Raw genomic sequence first — 18870 nt, 5'->3', positions numbered from 1 at the left:
GACGGCGCCACCGTCACGGCCCCGCCACCTCCACGTCGCCGTCGCGCACCCGCACGTCGTACACCGGCACGGCGATCCCCGGCTCGTCCAGGCACTCCCCTGTGACCAGCGAGAACACCTGCTTGTGCATCGGTGACGCGACGGTCGGCACGGTCCCGCGCGACCCCACGATCCCCCGCGACAACACGTAGGCGTCGCTGAACGGGTCGCGGTTGCCCAGCGCGTAGACCTCGCCGGCGAAGCCACGGAAGATCGCCACCTGCGAATCGCCGACCAGCGCCGCCACCCCGCGTTCGGGCAACAGCAGGTCGAAGCGGCAGACGACGGTCCATGTGCGGACGTCGAGAACGGTCATCGGCGCACCACCTCCAGGGTCGGACCGGCGACGACCGGGCGGATCTGGCCCCGCTCGGTCTCGAACCGGATGCTCGGGTCGGGGGCATCGGGGGCGTTGACGAAGGACACGAACCGGCCGAGCTTCTCCTCGTCGTCGAGGACCGCGGCCCACTCGTCGGTGTAGGACCCGGCGTGCCGGTCCATCGCCGCCTCCAGGTCGGCGCACAGGCCGAGCTCGTCCTCGACGAGGACGCGATGCAAGTAGGCGAGGCCGTCGCCGTGCTCCTCGGTGAGCGCCTCGATCCAGGCGGCCGTGCGCTGCAGCCGGTCGGCGGTGCGGACGTAGAACATGAGGAACCGGTCGACGAGGGCGACGAGCTGCGCATCGGACAGGTCCGACGCGAACAGCTCGGCGTGCCGCGGCCGGAACCCGCCGTTCCCGCCGACGTAGAGGTTCCAGCCGTTCTCCGAGGCGATGATCCCGACGTCCTTGCTGCGCGCCTCTGCGCACTCGCGGGCGCACCCGGACACCCCGGCCTTGATCTTGTGTGGCGCCCGCAGGCCGCGGTAGCGCAGCTCCAGCATGATCGCCAGCGACGTGGAGTCCTGGACGCCGTACCGGCACCAGGTCGAGCCGACGCACGACTTCACCGTCCGCAGCGCCTTGCCGTACGCGTGCCCGCTCTCGAACCCGGCGTCGACCAGCCGCTTCCAGATCGCCGGCAGCTGCTCCACCCGCGCCCCCAGCAGGTCGATCCGCTGCCCGCCGGTGATCTTCGAGTACAGCCCGAAGTCGCGGGCCACCTCGCCGATCGCGATCAGGCCCTCCGCCGTCAGCTCGCCGCCCGGCACCCGCGGCACGACGGAGTACGTGCCGTTGCGCTGGATGTTGGCGAGGAAGTGGTCGTTGGTGTCCTGCAGCGCGGCCTGCTCGCCGTCGAGGACGTGCCCGGAGCCCAGGCTGGCCAGGATCGATGCGACCACCGGCTTGCAGATGTCGCAGCCACGGCCGCTCCCGTGCCGGGCGATGATCTCGCTGAAGGTCCGCAGCCCGGTGACCCGGACGATGTCGAACAGCTCCGCCCGCCCCATGGAGAAGTGCTCGCACAGCGCCGGGTCGGCCTCGACGCCGGACTGCGTCAGCAGCGTCTTCAGCAGCGGGACGCAGCTGCCGCAGACGGTGCCGGCCCGCGTGCACGCCTTGACCGCCGCGACGTCGGCGCAGCCCTCGTCGTGGATCGCGGCGCGCACGGCCCCGGCCGACACGTTCTGGCACGAGCACACCTGCGCGTCGTCGCCGAGGTCCGACGTCGACGGCCCGGCCAGCAGCAGCTGCTCCGGGGTGTCGGCGAGTGGCCGCCCGACCATGGTCCGCAGCGCCGCGTACGCCGACGCGTCGCCGACCAGCACCCCGCCGAGCAGCGTCGACGCGTCGTCGGTGACGACCAGCTTCTTGTAGACGCCGCCGACGGGGTCCGCGTAGACCACCTCGAGCGCGTCCGGCGTCGTCGCGTGGGCGTCGCCGAAGCTGGCGACGTCGACGCCGAGCAGCTTGAGCTTGGTCGACGTGTCGGCCTCGGCGAAGGCGGCGTCGCCGCCGAGCAGCCGGTCGGCCACCACCTCGGCCATGTCGTAGCCGGGTGCGACCAGTCCGTACACGCGGCCGCCGGCCAGCGCGCACTCGCCGATCGCCCAGATCGCCGGGTCCGACGTCCGGCACGCCTCGTCGACGACGATGCCGCCGCGCTCCCCGACGGCCAGCCCGGCGGACCGCGCGAGCTCGTCCCGCGGCCGGATACCGGCCGAGAACACGACCATCCCGGTGTCCAGCGCCGATCCGTCGGCGAAGGACAACCGCAGCCCCGAGCCGGCGACGGCGATCCGCTCGGTCGCGGTGTCCAGCCGGGCCGTCAGCCCGAGCGCCTCGACCTTGCGCCGCAGCACCTCGCCGCCGCCCTGGTCGACCTGCGCCGGCATCAGCCGGGGCGCGAACTCCACCACACCGGTCGAGAGCCCCAGCGCCAGCAGCGCGTTCGCCGCCTCCAGCCCGAGCAGCCCGCCACCGACGACGACGCCGCTCGTCACGGACGCCGCGCGCTCCCGGATCGCGTCGAGGTCGTCGATGGTCCGGTACACGAAGCAGCCGTCCAGGTCCGCACCCGGCACCGGCGGCACGAACGGCTTCGACCCGGTCGCCAGCACCAGCGCGTCGTACGGCACGACCCGCCCGGCCGTCGTCGTGACGAGCCGCGCCGAACGATCGATCCCGGTCACCGCCTCGCCGACGACGAGCGAGCTGTCGCCGTCGTAACACCCGTCCGGCACCAGCCCGAGCTCCGCCTCCGTCGCCCCTGTGAGGTACGACGTCAGTGCGACCCGGTCGTACGCGGGCCGGGGCTCCTCGCCGAGGACGGTGATCCGCCACCGCCGCTGCGGGTCGCGCTGCCGGACCGCCTCGACGAGCCGCTGCCCGACCATGCCGTTGCCGACCACGACGAGCCGGCGCTGCTGGGTGCTCATGCGGGGACCTCCACTGTGGGGCGGGTGGCCGACAACAGGGCGGCGACACCGGAGCGGCAGCCGCCGCAGCCGGTGGTCGCGCGGGTGGTGGCGGCGACGCCGGCGACGGTGTCCGCTCCGGCCTCGCAGGCGGCCCGGACCCGGCCGGCCGTGACGCCGTTGCACCGGCAGACGGTGTGCTCGTCCGGGAGGTCGGCGGGGTCGACGGCGCCGCCCGCGTCGACCACGCCGGGGAAGATCAGCGCCCGCCGGTCGGCCGGCACCGGCGCCGCGCGGTCGAACAGCTGGGTGACGGTGCCGACGGTCTCCGGGCCGCCGAGCATGATCGCGCCGGTGACGCGGTCGTCGCGGATCACGACCTTCTGGTAGGTGCCGCGCGCCGGGTCGGCGAACCGCAGCACCTCCAGGCCGTCGTCGGCGCCGAAGTCGTCGACGTCCGTCTCGCCCATCGCCGCCAGGTCGACGTCGGCGGCCTTCAAGCGGGTGACGATCGCCGAGCCGCCGTACCGCGCGGAGCCACCCGCCAGCACGTCGGCCAGCACGGCCGCCTGCTCCCAGGCCGGCGCGACCAGCCCGTACACCTGGCCGTCGTACTGGGCGCACTCGCCGATCGCGTGGATCGCCGGATCGGTCACCGACGTCATCGAGTCGTCCACCACCACCGCGCGCTCCACCTCCAGCCCGGCGGCCGCGGCCAGCCCGCTGTTCGGGCGCACCCCGCAGGCCACGACCACCAGGTCGGCCGGCAGCCGCGTCCCGTCGTCGAGCCGGACCCCGCGCCCGCCGCCGCCCCAGCCGTCGGTGAACCGCACCGCCTGCGCGTTCAGCCGCACCCGCACGCCCAGCCCGCGCAGCGTGCGGGCGAGCACCCGGCCGGCGTCGAGGTCGAGCTGGCGCTCCATGAGCCGGTCCGCCGGGTGCACCACCTCGACGTCGACGCCGCGCCCGGCCAGTCCGCGCGCCGCCTCCAGCCCGAGCAGCCCGCCGCCCAGCACGACGGCGTACCGGACCCGTCCGAGCCGGGCCAGCATCGCGCGGCAGTCCGCCAGCGTGCGGAACACCACGACGTCGCGGTCGAGCTCGCCGTCATCGCCGACCAGCCCGTCGATCGGCGGCACCCACGGGCGGCTGCCGGTGGCCAGCACCAGGTGGTCGTAGCCGACGTACTCACCGGCGGTCGTGAGCACGCGCCGTCGCCGCCGGTCGATGCGCCCGACCTCGACCCCGGTGCGCAGCTCGACGTCCTCGGCGGCATACCAGGCCGACGGCACCGTCTCGATCTCCGCCGGGGTCAGAGCGCCGGCCAGCACCGACGACAGCAGGACCCGGTTGTACGCGGCCTCCGGCTCCGCGCCGAGCACCGTCACCTCGAACCGGCGGGACAGGTCGCGGGCCCGCAGCTCCTGGACGAACCGGGCGCCGGCCATGCCATGTCCTACGACGACAACCTGCGTCATGACACCACCACCACACGCTCCAGGCGGACCGCGCAGACCTTGAACTCCGGCATCCGCGACACCGGGTCCAGCGCCGGGTTCGTCACCCGGTTGACCGCCTGCTCGCCGCCCCAGTGGAACGGCATGAACACGGTGTCGGGGCGGATCGCCGTCGTCAGCCGGACCCGCCCGACGGCGTCGCCGCGCCGGCTGACCACCCGCACCAGGTCGCCGTCGGCCAGCCCGCTCCGCCCGGCGAGGTCGGGATGGACCTCGACGTGCGGCTCGGCGGCCGCGGCGGCCAGTGCCGGGACCAGCCGCGTCTGCGCGCCGCTCTGGTACTGCTGCAGCACCCGCCCTGTCGTGAGGTAGACGGGGTGCTCGGCGTCGACCTCCTCGGCCGGCGGCCGGTGCTCGACGGCGACGAAGCGGGCCCGGCCGTCCGCCGTCGGGAACCCGTCCGCGAACAGCCGGGGCGTGCCCGGATGCGAGGAGGACGGGCACGGCCAGAAGACGCCGCCCTCGGCGTCGACCCGGTCCCAGCTGATGCCGCCGTAGTCGGCGACGCCGCCGGCGCTGGCCCGGCGCAGCTCGTCGAAGACCGTCTCCGGGTCGGCGTCGAACGGCGCCCGGCACCCCAGCAGCCCGGCCAGCGACGTCAGCACCTCCAGCTCGGTGCGTACGCCGGACGGTGGCGCGACCGCGCGGCGCCGGCGGATCACCCGGCCCTCGAGGTTGGTCATCGTGCCGTCCTCCTCGGCGAACTGCGTCACGGGCAGGACGACGTCGGCCAGGGCGGCGGTCTCGGACAGCACGACATCGGCCACGACAAGCAGGTCGAGGGCCGCCAGCCGCTCCAGCACCCGGGCGCCCCGCGGCGAGGACACCGCCAGGTTGGTCCCGTGCACGAGCAGCGCCCGCGGACCGCCGTCGGTGCCCAGGCTCTCGATCAGCTCGTACGCCGACGGGCCCGGCCCCGGCAGATCAGCGGGCTCGACACCCCAGACGGCGGCGACGTGCGCCCGCGCGGCGGGATCGTCGATGCGCCGGTAACCGGGCAGCTGGTCCGCCTTCTGCCCGTGCTCGCGGCCGCCCTGCCCGTTGCCCTGGCCGGTGATGCAGCCGAACCCGCTGTGCGGCCTGCCCGGCAGGCCGAGCGCGAGCGCCAGGTTGATCAGCGCGGTGACGGTGTCGGTCCCCTTGCTCTGCTGCTCCGCGCCGCGGGCGGTCAGGACGACGGCGCCGCGGCCGCGCGCACCCGCGGCCAGCTGCGCGACGGCGGCCCGCTGCGCCGCGACCGATACGCCGGTGACCCGCTCGACCCGCTCCGGCCACCACTGCGCGGCGGCCCGCCAGGTCTCGTCGAACCCCGTCGTCCGGTCATGGATGTAGGCGCGGTCGGCGTGCCCGCCGGAGACGGCCACGTGCAGGAGCCCGAGCGCCAGCGCCAGGTCGGTGCCGGGCAGGACCGGCAGGTGCAGTGTCGCCCGGTCCACGGTGGCGGTGCGGCGCGGGTCGGCGACGATCAGCGAGCCGCCGCGGTCGACGACGGCGGCCAGGTGCTGCACGAACGGCGGCATCGTCTCGGCGACGTTGCCGCCGGCGATGAGGACGGCGCCGGCCTCGGCCAGGTCGGGCAGCGGGAACGGTAGCCCGCGGTCGATGCCGAACGCCCGGTTCGACGCCGCCGCTGCCGACGACATGCAGTACCGGCCGTTGTAGTCGATGTTCTTCGTCCGCAGCGCGACCCGGGCGAACTTGCCCAGCTGGTAGGCCTTCTCGTTGGTCAGCCCGCCACCACCGAGGACGGCGACGGCGTCGCGGCCGTACTCGGCCTGCACCTCGCGCAGCGACGATGCCACGACGGTGAGCGCCTCGTCCCAGCTCGCCTCGCGGAACGGCGCCGACCGGTCGTCGCGCAGCAGCGGCGTCGTCAGCCGGTGCGGCGACGCCAGCAGGTCGGCCGCCGTCCAGCCCTTCTGGCACAGCCCGCCGCGGTTGGTCGGGAAGTCCCGCGGCTCCACGGTGACCCGGCCGCCGGCGTCCGCCGTCAGCGTCATCGCGCACTGCAGGGCGCAGTACGCGCAGTGGGTGGCCGTGGTGCCCATGCCCGCTACGGTGTGAAGCGGGGGTTTCCGGACCGCCTCGGGCGCGTTACGCCCGCGATAAATGCCTCGCACTCGTCGCCTCCGCGAGCCGTGATCAGATGTCGGCGGCGGCCAGCGCCGCACCCCGTCGGGCGTAGTTCCACCACGTCAACAGCGCGCAGGTGACGTAGAAGCCGAGGAAGATCACGAACGCGGTCGCGACGGCGCCCGCCGGCACCCGGCCGTCGTTCACCAGGCCGAGCACGCCGAACGTCGCGACGACGGCGAACCCGCCGAACGCCCCGACGGCCGACGACAGCCCGATGACGGCGGCCGCCTCGGTCCGGTTGCGGAAGATCATCGGGATCATCCGGAACGCCGATCCGTTGCCGAGCCCGGTCGTCACGAACACCAGCAGGAACGCGCCGAGGAACAGCGGCCAGCTGCCGCCGTCGACCGCGACGATGACGAGGACGGTGCCGGCCGCCATCGCCGCGAAGTTCCACAGCGTGACCCGCGCCCCGCCGATCCGGTCGGCCAGCCAGCCGCCGAGCGGCCGCGCCACCGAGCCGACCAGCGCGCCCAGGAACGCGTAGTTCGCCGCCGGCACTTCGGGGAACTGCAGCTTGATGAGCAGCGGGAACGCCGACGAGTAGCCGATGAACGAACCGAACGTGCCGATGTAGAGCCACGACACGATCCAGGTGTGGCGGTGCCGCACCACGGCGAGCTGCGAGCGCAACGGCGCCAGCGACACCGACAGGTTGTCCATGAAGAACCACGCGCAGGTCGCCGCCACCACGCCCAGCGCCGCCCACACCCACCCCGCCCGCGCCAGGTCCACCCCGGCGGCGGCCGCGCCCACCAGCCCGAACAGGCCCCCGGCGCCGACGATCAGCGGCAGCCCGAGTTGCAGCAGCGCGACGCCGATGTTGCCGCCCGCCGCGTTCAGGCCGAGCGCCAGGCCCTTGCCCCGGTCCGGGAAGAAGAAGCTGATGTTGGTCATGCTGGACGCGAAGTTGCCGCCGCCTAAGCCCGCCATCGCCGCGATCAGCAGGAACGCCCAGTAGGGCGTACCCGGGTTGCCGACGGCGACCGCCAGCAGCACCGTCGGGACGAGCAGCAGCAGACCGCTGACTACCGTCCAGTTCCGGCCGCCGAAGCGCGGCACGGCGAACGTGTACGGGATCCGCAGCACCGCCCCGACGACGTTCGGCACGGCGACCAGGAAGAACAGCTGCGCGGCGGAGAACCCGACGTCGTAGTGCGCCACCAGCAGCGCCGCCGAGATGCTCCACAGCGTCCACACCGAGAAGGCGACGTTCTCCGCGAGGATCGAGAACACCAGGTTGCGGCGGGCGACGGAGCGGCCGGTCCGCCGCCAGAACGTCTCGTCCTCCGGCTCCCAGTGGTCGATCCAGCGCCCGCCACGTCGGGCCGGCGCCGGTACGGCGGCGCGGTCGGGGGCGAGGGTGGGCGTCTCGGTCATGACGGCCTCCGGGTTCGGGGTCTGACTCCACTGGCCGCCGACGCTAGGAACCCGGCGTTACGCCGACGTGCCTCGAGCGGCGCCCTCGTGTCAACGTCTTCTCACCCCGGCGGCCGGACGGCCGTGAGACCGCGCACAAGGGGTGGTGCGGCCGGCGCCCGACGGCATACGTTGGGCGGATGGAGGACGACGGGAGTCGATCCGGGGCGGCCGGCCGGGCTGCCGCCATCGTCGGAGCCGGTCCGGCCGGGCTGTACGCCCTCGCCGCGCTCGTGCGCAGCGACCGCTTCGACCGCATCGACGTCTTCGAGGCCGCGCCCGCGCCGTACGGCCTGGTCCGCTACGGCGTGGCGCCGGACCATCCGAAGACCCGGAACATCTCGCGCGTGCTGGCGCAGGGGTTCACGCACACGCGCGTGCGGTTCGCCGGCAACGTGCACGTGGGGCGCGACGTCACCGTCGAGGAGCTGCGGGCCGCCTATGACGCCGTCATCGTGTCGACGGGCATGCTCGGCGACCGCCGGCTCGGCATCCCCGGCGAGGACCTCGCCGGGTCGTACGGCGCGTCGGAGCTGGTGGCCTGGTACACCGGCCACCCGCAGGCGCGCGCCGTCGAGCTCCCGCCGAACCTCACCACGGCGACGGTCATCGGCGCCGGCAACGTCGCGCTTGACATCGCCCGCATCCTGGCCAAGGACGCCACGGCGCTGCGCGGCACCTCGATGCCCCGGCATGTCCTCGACGCGCTCGCGGCCAGCACGGTCACCGACATCCACCTGGTCGCCCGGCGCGGCCCGGCGCAGGCCAAGTTCACGTCGCCGGAGCTGCACGAGCTGGGCGCGCTCGAGGGCGTCGACCTGATCGTCGACCCCGACGACCTCGTCCTCGGTCCGGCCGACGAAGAGGCCGTGGCGACCGACCGGCACTCCCGGGTCATCGTCGACGTCTGCCGCGAGTGGTCCGAACGGCCGCGCACCGGCGCCCGCCGGCGCATCCACCTGCACTACTGGAGCCGCCCGGTCCGCATCCTCGGCACCACAGCGGTCACCGGCATCGAGCTGGCGCCCACCCGGCTCGGCACCGCCCCGCCACCGGGCGACCTGCCGACGCTGACGCTGCCGACGGAGCTGGTCGTGCGCGCCATCGGCTACCACGGCACGCCGATCCCCGGACTGCCGTTCGACGACTCGAGCGGCACGGTCCCGTCGCGGGACGGCCGGGTGCTCGACGACGACGCCGTGCTCGCCGGCGTCTACGTCACCGGCTGGCTGCGCCGCGGGCCCACGGGCGTCATCGCGACGAACCGCGGCGACGCCAACGAGGTCGCGGAGTCCGTGCTCGCCGACCTCGACACGCTGCCCACGCGCCAGGGCGACCCGGACACCGTCGACAAACTGCTGACCGAGCGCGGCATCCGCGTGGTGAGCTGGACCGACTGGCTACGGCTCGAGGCGCACGAGAAGGCGGCCGGCGACGCCGGGGGCGGCGACCCGATCGTCGTGCACGACCTGGCCGCCGCCCTCGAGGTCATCGCCTCCGGCCGCTGAGCCACGCGCGCGGCCCGCCGCGCCGGCTGAGCCCGCCCACCGTGAGCGCACCGGCGCCGAGCAGCAGCACCGCCGCCTGACTCGCCCGGCTGTCCGGAGCGGTCGTGCCGCTCTCGTCGCCCGCGTCGGTGCCGGACTCGGCGCCGCCCTCGGCTCCGGTGTCGGTCCCGGCGTCGGTGCCCGTGTCGCCCGACGTGTCGCCGGTGTCGCCGGTGTCGGTTCCGGAGTCAGTGCCGGACTCGGTCGCGCCGGACTCGTCGCCGCCGGTCTCGGTGCCGGACTCCGTGGCGCCGGACTCGTCGCCGCCCCACTCGGTGCCAGGCTCGGCCCCGCCTGACTCGTCGCCACCGGTCTCGGTGCCGGACTCCGTGGCGCCGGACTCGTCGCCGCCGGGCTGCTCGGCGCCGTTCTCCTCGCCGTTCTCGTCGCCGTTCCCGCCGCCGTTCTCCTCGCCGCGCTCGCCGCCGTCGTTCTCGTCGTCGTCGTCATCATCGGGCCGGTTCGGCCGCTCGGGGCGCTCGTCGCCGCCGCCGTCGTTGCCGTTCTCGCCGCGGATGTTCGCCGGCTCGGGGAACTCCTCCTCGGGCTGCCCCTCGAGCGCGGCCTCCATGAACGCCGTCCACGTGCGGCCCGGGTAGGCGCCGCCGCTGAAGCTCTCCATGCCGCCGACGCCGTCGAGCGACTCGGTGCCGTCGCCGCGGAAGTAGACGACGGACGCGGCCAGCTGCGGGGTGTACCCGCTGAACCAGGCCGTGAGGTCGTCGTGCGTTCCGGTCTTCGCGGCGACGGGGCGGTCGAGGTCTCGTGCGACCTCGGCGGTGCCGCCGTCGACGGTCTCGGTGAGCGAGTACGTGACGTCGCGGGTGACGTCCTCCTCGAAGACCCGCTCGGGCGCGGCCTCGTGCTCGAACGCCACGGCGCCGTCGCGGTCGACGATCTGCCGGACGGTGTAGGTGCCGGCATGCAGGCCTTGGGACGCGAGCGTGGCGTAGGAGTTGGCCATGTTCAGCGCCGAGACACCGCCGATGCCGATGGCGACGCGGGGGTTGAGGTTGGCCTGCAGCTGCTCGTCGTCGGGGAAGCCGGCCCGCACCAGCGAGTCGACGACCGTCTCGGGCCCCAACTCCATGGCGAGGTCGACGAACGCGGTGTTGATGGAGTTCTCCATCGCGCGCTCGAGGGTGACGTTGCGGCCGTAGTCGCGGTTGCCCTGGTTGTTGACGGGCGGGCCGAGCTCCGGCGGGTCGAACGGCGAGTTGCCCCAGAACCGGCTGCGCAGCGAGTACCCGTTCTCCAGTCCCGCTGCCAGCACGAACGGCTTCACCGTCGACCCGGCCTGCGGGATGGCGTCGACGGCGTCGTTGTAGCTCTGCGCGACGGCGTCGGGCCCGCCGTAGACCGCCACCACGGCGCCGTCGCCCGGCCGCACCGCCGCGAGGCCGATGCGCACGCCGTCGGCGTCCTCGGTGGGGCGCTCCTCCTCGATGGCCCGCAGCGCGGCCGTCTGCGCCACCGCGCTGAACGTGGAGGTGACGCGCAGCCCGCCGGTCTCGATCTCCTGCTCGTCGTAGCCCATGGCGAGCAGCTCGTCGCGGACCATCATGAGCAGGTAGCCGTTGGGCCCGCCGTACCGGTTGACCTGCTGCTCGGGCAGCACCTCGGGCGCGACGGTGTCGGCGGCGGTGGCCTCGTCGATGGCGCCCGTGGCCACCATGCCGTCGAGCACGTACTGGAAGCGCTGGGCGAACCGCTCGGCGTTCTCGGGACCCAGGGTGGGGTCGTAGCGCGTGGGCGAACGCAGGATCGCGGCCAGCGCGGCGCTTTGCGCGAGGTCGAGGTCGGCGACGTCGGCGCCGAAGTACGAGCGCGACGCCGTCTGCACCCCGTAGGTGCCGCGGCCGAACCAGATGGTGTTGAGGTAGTCGGCCAGGATCTGGTCCTTGTCGACGTCCTGGTCGATCTTCACCGAGATGACGAGCTCGCGCAGCTTGCGGGTGTAGGAGCGGTCCTGCGTCAGGTAGTAGTTCTTGACGTACTGCTGGGTGATGGTCGACCCGCCGCCGCCGCTGGACGAGCCGCGCAGGGCGTCCCAGCCGGCCCGGATCATGCCGGTGGCCGAGAAGCCGGAGTTCTCGTAGAAGCTGCGGTCCTCGGCGGCCACGACGGCCTGCTGGAGGGTCTGCGGGATCTCCTCGATGCCGACGATCTCGCGGTTCTCTGCGCTGAACCGGCCGAGCTCGGTCTCGCCGTCGTCCCAGTAGACGATGCTCGTCTCGGAGGTCGAGAAGTCGTTCGGCTCCGGCACGTCGATCATGGCGAACGCGACGCCGACGGCCCCCGCACCCAGCAGGAGCATGCCGAGCGCCGTGAAGCCGAAGACCTTCCAGTTGAATACGCGCCGCCAGCCGGTCCGCTTGCGGCGGCCGGCGCGATAGCGCGCGCCCTTCTCAGGGCGCGTCTCGTGGTCCGGTTCAGGTTCGGTGCTCATGACGTCTTCGATGGTAGGTGGCGCGCCCGGGTGGCCGCTCGTGCCAAGGGGAAGACGGCTGGGACGGCGGGAGAGTTCCACCCGCGCCCCGGCGCCGCTGCGGCCCGCCCGGGGACGGGCACGGCGCAGCGACCTTTCTCCGCCACCCCCGCGAGCGGAGACCACCATCGCCGCGCCCTGCCCGCCGAGCGGGTATACCCGGTGCGTACCACTCCTGAAACCGAGGTCCCGATCACATCACTACGCGTGACCGTATGGTGTCGCTCCGTGATCGCCTTCCAATCCGAGGCGGCGCAGCGCGTCGGCGACGATGTCGCCGGGCGTGCCCTCGATCGGCACCCGCACGCCGTCCTCGCCGGGCTGGAGCGGCTCGAGGGTGTCCAGCTGCGAGCGCAGCAGGCTGGCGGGCATGAAGTGGCCCTTGCGCTGCTTCATTCGGGTGGCGATGAGCTCAGGGTCGCCGTCGAGGTGCACGAACCGCACGCCCCCGGCCGCCGCGCGCAGCACGTCGCGGTAGGCCCGGCGCAGCGCAGAACAGGTGACGACGGCGCTGCGGCCCTGCTCGGCCTGCGAGGAGAGCCAGTCGCGGACGGTGCGCAGCCAGGGCTCGCGGTCGGCGTCGGTCAGCGGCGTGCCGGCCGCCATCTTGGCGACGTTGGCCGGCGGGTGCATGTCGTCGGCCTCGGCGAACGGCCGGTCCAGCAGCTGGGCGAGCCGCGTCGCGACCGTCGTCTTGCCGGAGCCGGACACGCCCATGACGACTAGGTGTGGCGGGATGGTCACGCGGTCCAGCATCACACGACCTGGTCCGGCGGGGCGGCGGCGTCCAGACTGAGGCCATGACCGACATCACTCCCGTGCGCGAGCTGCGGCTCGTCGTGACCGTCCCCGACTACGACGAGGCCGTCCGGTTCTACCGCGACGTGCTGGACCTGCCGGAGCTGGCCGACTTCTCGTCCGACGAGGGCCGGGTGATGCTGCTCGGCGCCGGCCGGGCGACCATCGAGATCGTCGACCAGGACCAGGCCGAGTTCATCGACCGCGTCGAGGTCGGCCGGCGGGTGGCCGGCCACATCCGCGTCGCCATGGAGGTCGACGACGCGGCCGAGACGACCCGGCGGCTGGCCGGCGGCGGCGCCGAGATCCTGGCCGAGCCGACCCGGACCCCGTGGGACTCCCTCAACGCCCGCCTCGACGCCCCCGGCGGCCTGCAGCTCACCCTCTTCACCGAACTCGGCAACTGACCAACCGCCAGACACCCAGCGCGACCGCCGAGAGGCGAGGCCGGCAAAGCGAAGCCGAGCCGCCACGGAATCGAGGGTGGAGGGTCGGAGGATGTGGAGCCGGCGTCAAGAGCGCACGCGGCATGCTTCACCGCCGCGAAGCGGAGCCGGCGCAACCTCCGACTCTCCGCCCGGAACCCCCGCCCAGGCGCGTAGCGGCGAGCGACCGCCCCTAGCCCTCCGACTTCGACCGCGCATAGTGACGACGGGCCTTGGCTCGGTTGCCGCAGATCTCCATCGAATGCCATTTGCGCGCGTTGCCCCGGCTGTTGTCGACCAGGAAGTGCTGGCAGTCGTGGGCGGCGCAGGGCCGGATGCGGGAGCCTTCGGGTCCTTGCAGCGCGGCCCATTCCTCGACGGCGCGCGCTCCGACGCGGCGGCCGGCGGGCACGTCGTCGTCCCAGATGAGGCCGTCGCGGGTGAGCCGGGCCCGCCGGCGCATGACGCCCACCCACGGCTCCAGCGTGTCGAGCGACCGCTCGCCGCGGATGACGGCGGCCAGCAACGGCCGGACGGCGCGGGCGTCGGCGATCTCTTCGGGCGTGCCCTGGGCCCCGCGCTCACGCAGCCAGGCGCGTGCGGCGGCGTCGCCGGCGAGCTCGTCGCGCGGCCCGTCGGGGTACACGATGCGCGAGTTCACGAGGTCGAGCAGCAGCGTCGTCATGACTGATCCTTCCGGTCCGCTCCCATTCTAACCCCATCACATCCATTGACAGGTTGGAATAGCCGTGCTTCGATCTGGCTTATAACCGCCACAAACTGATGAACCGGTTAGAGAGCCGGTCGAAGGAACGGGAGCCAGGCCATGCCGTACATCACCGTCGGAACCGAGAACTCGACGAACATCGACCTGTACTACGAGGACCACGGCACCGGGCAGCCGGTCGTGCTGATCCACGGCTACCCGCTCGACGGGCACTCCTGGGAGAAGCAGACGGCGGCACTGCTCGACGCCGGCTACCGCGTCATCACCTACGACCGCCGCGGGTTCGGGCAGTCCAGCCAGCCCACCACCGGCTACGACTACGACACGTTCGCCGCCGACCTCAAGACCGTCCTCGACACCCTCGACCTGCGCGACGTCGTGCTCGTCGGCTTCTCGATGGGCACCGGCGAGGTGGGCCGCTACCTCGGCACCTACGGCAGCGAGCGGGTCGCGAAGGCCGCGTTCCTCGCCTCGCTGGAGCCGTTCCTGCTGCAGACCGACGACAACCCGACCGGCGTGCCGGCCGACGTGTTCGCCGGCATCGAGCAGGCCGCGAAGGGCGACCGCTTCGCCTGGTACGACCAGTTCTACAGCGACTTCTACAACCTCGACGAGAACCTCGGCTCGCGCATCAGCGAGGCCGCGGTCAGGGGCAGCTGGAACGTCGCCGCCGGCGCGTCCTGGTACGCGGCCTACGCCGTGGTGCAGAGCTGGCTGACCGACTTCCGCGCCGACATCGAGAAGGTCGACGTGCCGGCGCTGATCCTGCACGGCACCGCCGACCGCATCCTCCCCATCGACGCCACGGCCCGCGAGTTCACCAAGCGGCTCCCGTCGGCCGACTACGTCGAGATCGAGGGCGCGCCGCACGGCCTGCTCTGGACCCACGCCGACCAGGTCAGCGAGGCGCTGCTCACCTTCCTGCGCAAGTGAGGCACTGACCGCTGCGTCTCGAGGGCGAGTGACCGCTGCTCCAGCAGTGGTCACTCGCCCTCGACGCGACGCCGGACGAGTTGCCCCGCCATGGCGGGCGGAAGCCCACGGTCCCCATGACTGCTCAGGCGGCGCGTTCGAAGCCGAGGTGGACGTGGTCGCGGTGCAGGGCGTCGGCGAAGTGCGTGCCGCCGGGGCCGTCGGGATCCACGGGGCCACCGACCTCGTCGCTGCCGGTCGAGCGCACCGCGGCGAGGAAGTCGAGCAGGAACGGCTCGTCCTTGCCCATCGACACCACCGGCCGGCCGTCGACCGCCCAGATGTCGACGGCGCGGCCGCGGGTGTGGTTGCTGGTGCGATCGGTGCCGAACACGTTCTCCGGGTGGCCGCCGCGGAACACCGTCACCGCCAGCTCGTAGGTCCGAACCAGCGCCAGCAGCGCCGCGACCACCCTCGCGTCGACGATCCCAGCCGCGAGATCCGCGGCGGCCGCGTTCGGCAGCAGCACCCGGGGTGACGCGGCGAGCTCGGCGGCCGGTCCGCGCAGGGCGGCGGCGGCGTCGGGTTGCGGCGCGACGGGGTGCAGCTCGCTCACCGTCCAGATGCCGCCGGCCCGCCGCAGCCGCACGTCCGCCGTCACCAGCCGGTCGCGCAGCTCGTCGCCGTCGACCCAGGTCTGGCGCAGCACCGCCATGACGCTCGCGGTGTCGCGCTCGAGCCCGCCGTACTGCGGATAGACGATCTGCGTGACGGCGGGCGCTGCGGGCGGGAGCAGCGGACCCGCCGCCGCGGCGAGCGCGGGGTCTGCCCCGGCGGCCGCCAGCCGGTCCCCCGCGGGCCCGGCGGCGACACCGTCGGGCACCGTCCCCAGCGCCTCCAGCACCCGGGCCGCCGCCAGCTTGATCTCCGGCGAGATCTCGTTCTCGCCCGCGACCCACGGTGACACCACCGGAAGGTCCGGCACCGGTAACGGGGGCTCCGGCGCCGGACCCGCCGGCTGCTTCTGGGCCGGCCGCAGTAGCGCCCGGCCGGTGCGCGGCTGCGTCGGCTCGCCGGCTCCGCATCCCGCCAGCGCGGCCACCGCTGCCGCCGTCGCCCCCAGGAGGAAGCCGCGGCGGCCGACGTCGCGACCGGTCATCGAGCTCGCACGAACCGTGGGTCGATCCGGTACGTGTGGACCTCGTCGCCGTCGCGGTCGACGTGGCTGCCGACGCGGCGCCAGCCGGCCCGTTCGTAGAACCCGGCCGCACCGCGGGCACCCGCCTTCGTGACCAGCTCGACGCGGTCGCCGCCGGCCGCCGCGACGATCGAGAGGAACTCCTCGGACAATGCCGTGCCCACCGACTCGCCGCGGGCGGCGGGCGCCACGACGATCGCCTCGAGCACCGCGATGGAGCCGAAGCCGGCCTCCGGAACGTCACCGCGGCCGGCCACGCGGGCCGACGCGCCCCGTCCGAACAACCGCCGCGCGTACCGCGGCCCGCGCGTCCGGACGAACCCGAGGGCCAGCGCGGGCCGGGACAGCAGCGCCCGCAGCCCGGCCGTCATGAGCTCGCGGCGGTGGTGGCCGAGTATCCACGCCACGTTGGCCGGCCGGTCGGTGGTGCCGAGCAGGAACCCGAGCACCTCGCCGCCGCGCGCGGCGACCAGCAGGACGCCGTACGCCGACTCGATGTGCGCACGCTGCCACCGCCGGACGAAGCCCTCGCCGAGCCGCGGGAACAGGCCGTGCGGAAGCTCGGCGACGTGCAGCGCCGCGGTACGACGCAGGTCGTCCTCGCTGGCGGGCCGGACCTCGATCGCGCCTTCTGTGCTCATCCTCAGCCTCTCTGCGACCCGAACCACCCGGCCCCCTCTGCCCTGATAGACGAGCCTCGGAGCGGTTGCGTTGTCGCCGGCTCGTGATCTCATGGTTCGGCGCGAATCTCAGAGGAACCTCAGAGCGGACGTGCGAACATCGAGGTCATGACGGGCGCGGAGCATCGCACGCTGCTGCTGGTCGAGGACGACGCCAAGCTGGCGGCGCTCCTGGACCGGCTGTTCAGCGGCGAGGGCTACACCGTCGACGTCGCCCGCGACGGCCACTCGGGGCTGCACCGCGCGCTCACGCACCAGTACGCCGTCATGGTCATCGACCGCGGGCTGCCGGCCATCGAGGGCGTCGACCTCGTGCGCCGGCTGCGCGCCAAGGGCGTCACGACGCCGACCCTCATCCTGACCGCCCGCGGCACCACCGAGGACCGCGTCGAGGGCCTGGACGCCGGCGCCGAGGACTACGTGGTCAAGCCGTTCGAGATCGACGAGCTGCTGGCCCGGCTGCGCGCGCTGTTGCGCCGGCACACCGACAGCTCGACCCGGCTCGATCTCGGCGAGCGGCACCTCGACGTCACTGCGCGGCGGGTGGTCGGCGGCGATGTGCCGATCGAGCTGTCCGGCCGCGAGAACGAGCTGCTGCAGCTGTTCGCCGCCCACCCGTCGCAGGTCTTCACTCGCGATGAGCTGCGGCGACTGGTGTTCCAGGACGCCGACAGCCCCGGCGCCGTCGACACCTACGTCTACTATCTGCGCAGGAAACTCGGCCGTGACGTCATCCGCACCGTCCACGGCCTCGGCTACCGGATGGGGTCCGCTTGAGCTGGCGCCGAGGCGGCTCCCAGCGCCGCCGACCGCTTCCCGCACCCGCCGACCGGCGGCTGCTGCGGCGGGCGTCGTTCGTCGTCGCGGTGCAGACGGGGGTCGCCGTCGCGCTGGTCATCGCCGTCATCATCGCGCTGGTCTACTCCATCAGCGGGCAGGAGCGGATCTCCGCCACCGACCACAAGCTGCAGTCGAAGCTCGCGGACTCCGCGCCGGCGTCGGGCGGCACGATCATCGACGGCGTCCCGCCCGACTGCTCCGAGGCAGACGTCAGCGCCGCCGTCGACGAGCTGGCCGCGGGGACGCGGCGGTTCGAGGTGTGCGACACCCCGTTCCTCGCCCACGTCGACGTGGTCGACGGCGAGCGGGTCGCCGCGGTGACGAACTTCACCGAGCAGCAGGAGGAGACCGAGCGGCTGGCCCGGCTGTCCATCCTGGTCGGCGTCGTCGGCGCGCTGGCCGCGGCCGGGCTCGGCTGGCTGGTGGCCCGGCGCGCCGTCCGCCCGCTCGGCGACGCGCTCGTCTCGCAGCGCCGGTTCGTCGCCGACGCCAGCCACGAGCTGCGCACCCCGCTGGCGATCCTGCACACCCGCGCCCAGCTGCTGCAACGCCGTCCCAGTACCGACGACGACCAGCGGCAGGAGATCGACCAGCTGGTCGACGACGCGCGGGTGCTCACCGACATCGTCAACGACATGCTGCTGTCGGCGGAGATGCGGAACCGGCCCGAGGCGCGGCAGCCCGTCGACCTCGCCCGCGTCGCCACCGAGGTCAAGGACTCCTTCGCCGCCACCGCCGACGAGGCCGGCGTCGACCTCGTCGTCGACAGCGTGCCGGGCGACTCGCACGTCGTCACCGGCGTGCCCAGCGCGCTGCGCCGCGCCGTCGCCGCCCTGGTCGACAACGCCATGGACCACGTCGCGCGCGGCGGCACCATCACGCTGGGGCTGACGCGCTCGGACGCGTCCGGCGGCACCGTGCGGATCGCCGTCATCGATGACGGCGCCGGCCTCGACCCGAAGCTGGCTGCCGAGCTTACCCAGCGCTTCCACCGCGGTCCCGGCGCCAACGGCAACGGCCACCACCCGCGGCTCGGCCTCGGGCTCGCGCTGGTCGACGAGATCGTGCACGCCCACGACGGCACCATGGTCATCGACGGCCGGCCCGGCGACGGCGCCACCGTCACCCTCACGTTCCCCGCGGCGCCATGAGGCGGCCGCGCTAACTCTGAGCGAGCGCTAGCTCTGTCACAGACTTGAAGTAGCGCGCGTGCGTACGCCGCAGGGCTTCCTCGGAGTCGGCTGCAATGACTACAACTTCTCGATCGCTGCCCGGGACCCGGCCTTCTGCTTTCAGACGAGCCCGCAAGGCGCTCGCACGGCCATGTTCGCCCCGGAACTCCTGAATC

15 protein-coding genes are annotated in these 18870 nt (G+C 73.6%); 5 read left to right on the top strand and 10 right to left on the bottom strand.

Translation table 11 applies throughout. The features are described 5' to 3' along the window. Window positions 1–13: 13 nt before the first annotated feature. The 5 genes from nirD to E1212_RS10710 all read right to left on the bottom strand — a co-directional run bounded on the left by nirD (window position 14) and on the right by E1212_RS10710 (window position 7868). On the bottom strand, window positions 14–355 hold the full coding sequence (nirD, locus tag E1212_RS10730) for a nitrite reductase small subunit NirD (RefSeq protein ID WP_131982153.1): 342 nt from the start codon (window positions 353–355) through the stop codon (window positions 14–16). Further along, entirely contained in the window at window positions 352–2856 is a 2505-nt protein-coding gene (gene nirB, locus E1212_RS10725) for a nitrite reductase large subunit NirB (RefSeq protein ID WP_131982151.1), read from the bottom strand. Before nirB ends, nirD begins: the two co-directional genes overlap by 4 nt. Then, window positions 2853–4313: an FAD-dependent oxidoreductase gene (locus tag E1212_RS10720; RefSeq protein ID WP_131982149.1), complete on the bottom strand. Its 1461-nt coding sequence runs from the start codon at window positions 4311–4313 to the stop codon at window positions 2853–2855. The genes nirB and E1212_RS10720 overlap by 4 nt, the downstream gene beginning before the upstream one ends. Next, window positions 4310–6400: a molybdopterin oxidoreductase family protein gene (locus E1212_RS10715; RefSeq protein ID WP_131982147.1), complete on the bottom strand. Its 2091-nt coding sequence runs from the start codon at window positions 6398–6400 to the stop codon at window positions 4310–4312. The genes E1212_RS10720 and E1212_RS10715 overlap by 4 nt, the downstream gene beginning before the upstream one ends. 94 nt (window positions 6401–6494) lie before the next feature. Further along, window positions 6495–7868, bottom strand: coding sequence for an MFS transporter (locus E1212_RS10710; RefSeq protein WP_131982145.1), 1374 nt, complete (start codon window positions 7866–7868; stop codon window positions 6495–6497). A 179-nt stretch (window positions 7869–8047) separates the two neighbouring features. Between E1212_RS10710 and E1212_RS10705 the strand changes: the two genes are divergently transcribed. After that, window positions 8048–9415 (top strand): FAD-dependent oxidoreductase, encoded by a 1368-nt coding sequence (locus E1212_RS10705; protein WP_131982134.1) that lies wholly within the window; start codon window positions 8048–8050, stop codon window positions 9413–9415. Here the strand turns inward: E1212_RS10705 and E1212_RS10700 are convergent. Next, window positions 9396–11903, bottom strand: coding sequence for a transglycosylase domain-containing protein (locus E1212_RS10700; RefSeq protein WP_162605417.1), 2508 nt, complete (start codon window positions 11901–11903; stop codon window positions 9396–9398). The two genes, E1212_RS10705 and E1212_RS10700, sit on opposite strands and share 20 nt — an antisense overlap. A 240-nt stretch (window positions 11904–12143) precedes the next feature. Further along, window positions 12144–12698 carry a gluconokinase gene (locus E1212_RS10695; protein WP_131982130.1) on the bottom strand — a complete coding sequence of 185 codons (555 nt, stop codon included), beginning with the start codon at window positions 12696–12698 and terminating at the stop codon, window positions 12144–12146. Window positions 12699–12742: 44 nt separating this feature from the next. On the opposite strand from E1212_RS10695, the gene E1212_RS10690 reads away from it, so the two are divergent. Next, complete coding sequence (locus E1212_RS10690) at window positions 12743–13147, top strand: VOC family protein (RefSeq protein WP_131982128.1); 405 nt, start codon at window positions 12743–12745, stop codon at window positions 13145–13147. A 211-nt stretch (window positions 13148–13358) separates the two neighbouring features. On the opposite strand, the gene E1212_RS10685 is transcribed toward E1212_RS10690, so the two are convergent. Then, a complete protein-coding gene (locus E1212_RS10685; RefSeq protein WP_131982126.1) occupies window positions 13359–13850 on the bottom strand; it encodes a CGNR zinc finger domain-containing protein in 492 nt (163 codons plus the stop codon). Between the two features lie 141 nt (window positions 13851–13991). Here E1212_RS10685 and E1212_RS10680 point away from each other — a divergent pair, with 141 nt between their 5' ends. After that, entirely contained in the window at window positions 13992–14825 is an 834-nt protein-coding gene (locus E1212_RS10680; protein ID WP_131982124.1) for an alpha/beta fold hydrolase, read from the top strand. A 124-nt stretch (window positions 14826–14949) separates the two neighbouring features. Here the strand turns inward: E1212_RS10680 and E1212_RS10675 are convergent, their stop codons facing one another. Together E1212_RS10675 and E1212_RS10670 are read right to left on the bottom strand one after the other, a co-directional pair. After that, window positions 14950–15963 (bottom strand): hypothetical protein, encoded by a 1014-nt coding sequence (locus E1212_RS10675; protein WP_131982122.1) that lies wholly within the window; start codon window positions 15961–15963, stop codon window positions 14950–14952. Beyond that, complete coding sequence (locus E1212_RS10670; protein ID WP_162605416.1) at window positions 15960–16643, bottom strand: GNAT family N-acetyltransferase; 684 nt, start codon at window positions 16641–16643, stop codon at window positions 15960–15962. The genes E1212_RS10675 and E1212_RS10670 overlap by 4 nt, the downstream gene beginning before the upstream one ends. Window positions 16644–16790: 147 nt before the next feature. Here E1212_RS10670 and E1212_RS10665 point away from each other — a divergent pair, with 147 nt between their 5' ends. Together E1212_RS10665 and E1212_RS10660 are read left to right on the top strand one after the other, a co-directional pair. Continuing rightward, window positions 16791–17459 (top strand): response regulator transcription factor, encoded by a 669-nt coding sequence (locus E1212_RS10665; protein ID WP_131982118.1) that lies wholly within the window; start codon window positions 16791–16793, stop codon window positions 17457–17459. After that, entirely contained in the window at window positions 17456–18673 is a 1218-nt protein-coding gene (locus E1212_RS10660) for a sensor histidine kinase (protein WP_131982116.1), read from the top strand. Before E1212_RS10665 ends, E1212_RS10660 begins: the two co-directional genes overlap by 4 nt. Window positions 18674–18870: the final 197 nt, after the last annotated feature.

It is taken from the genome of Jiangella ureilytica (assembly GCF_004348545.1).
Lineage (GTDB): Bacteria > Actinomycetota > Actinomycetes > Jiangellales > Jiangellaceae > Jiangella > Jiangella ureilytica.
This window is presented reverse-complemented; position numbering and strand designations above follow the sequence as displayed.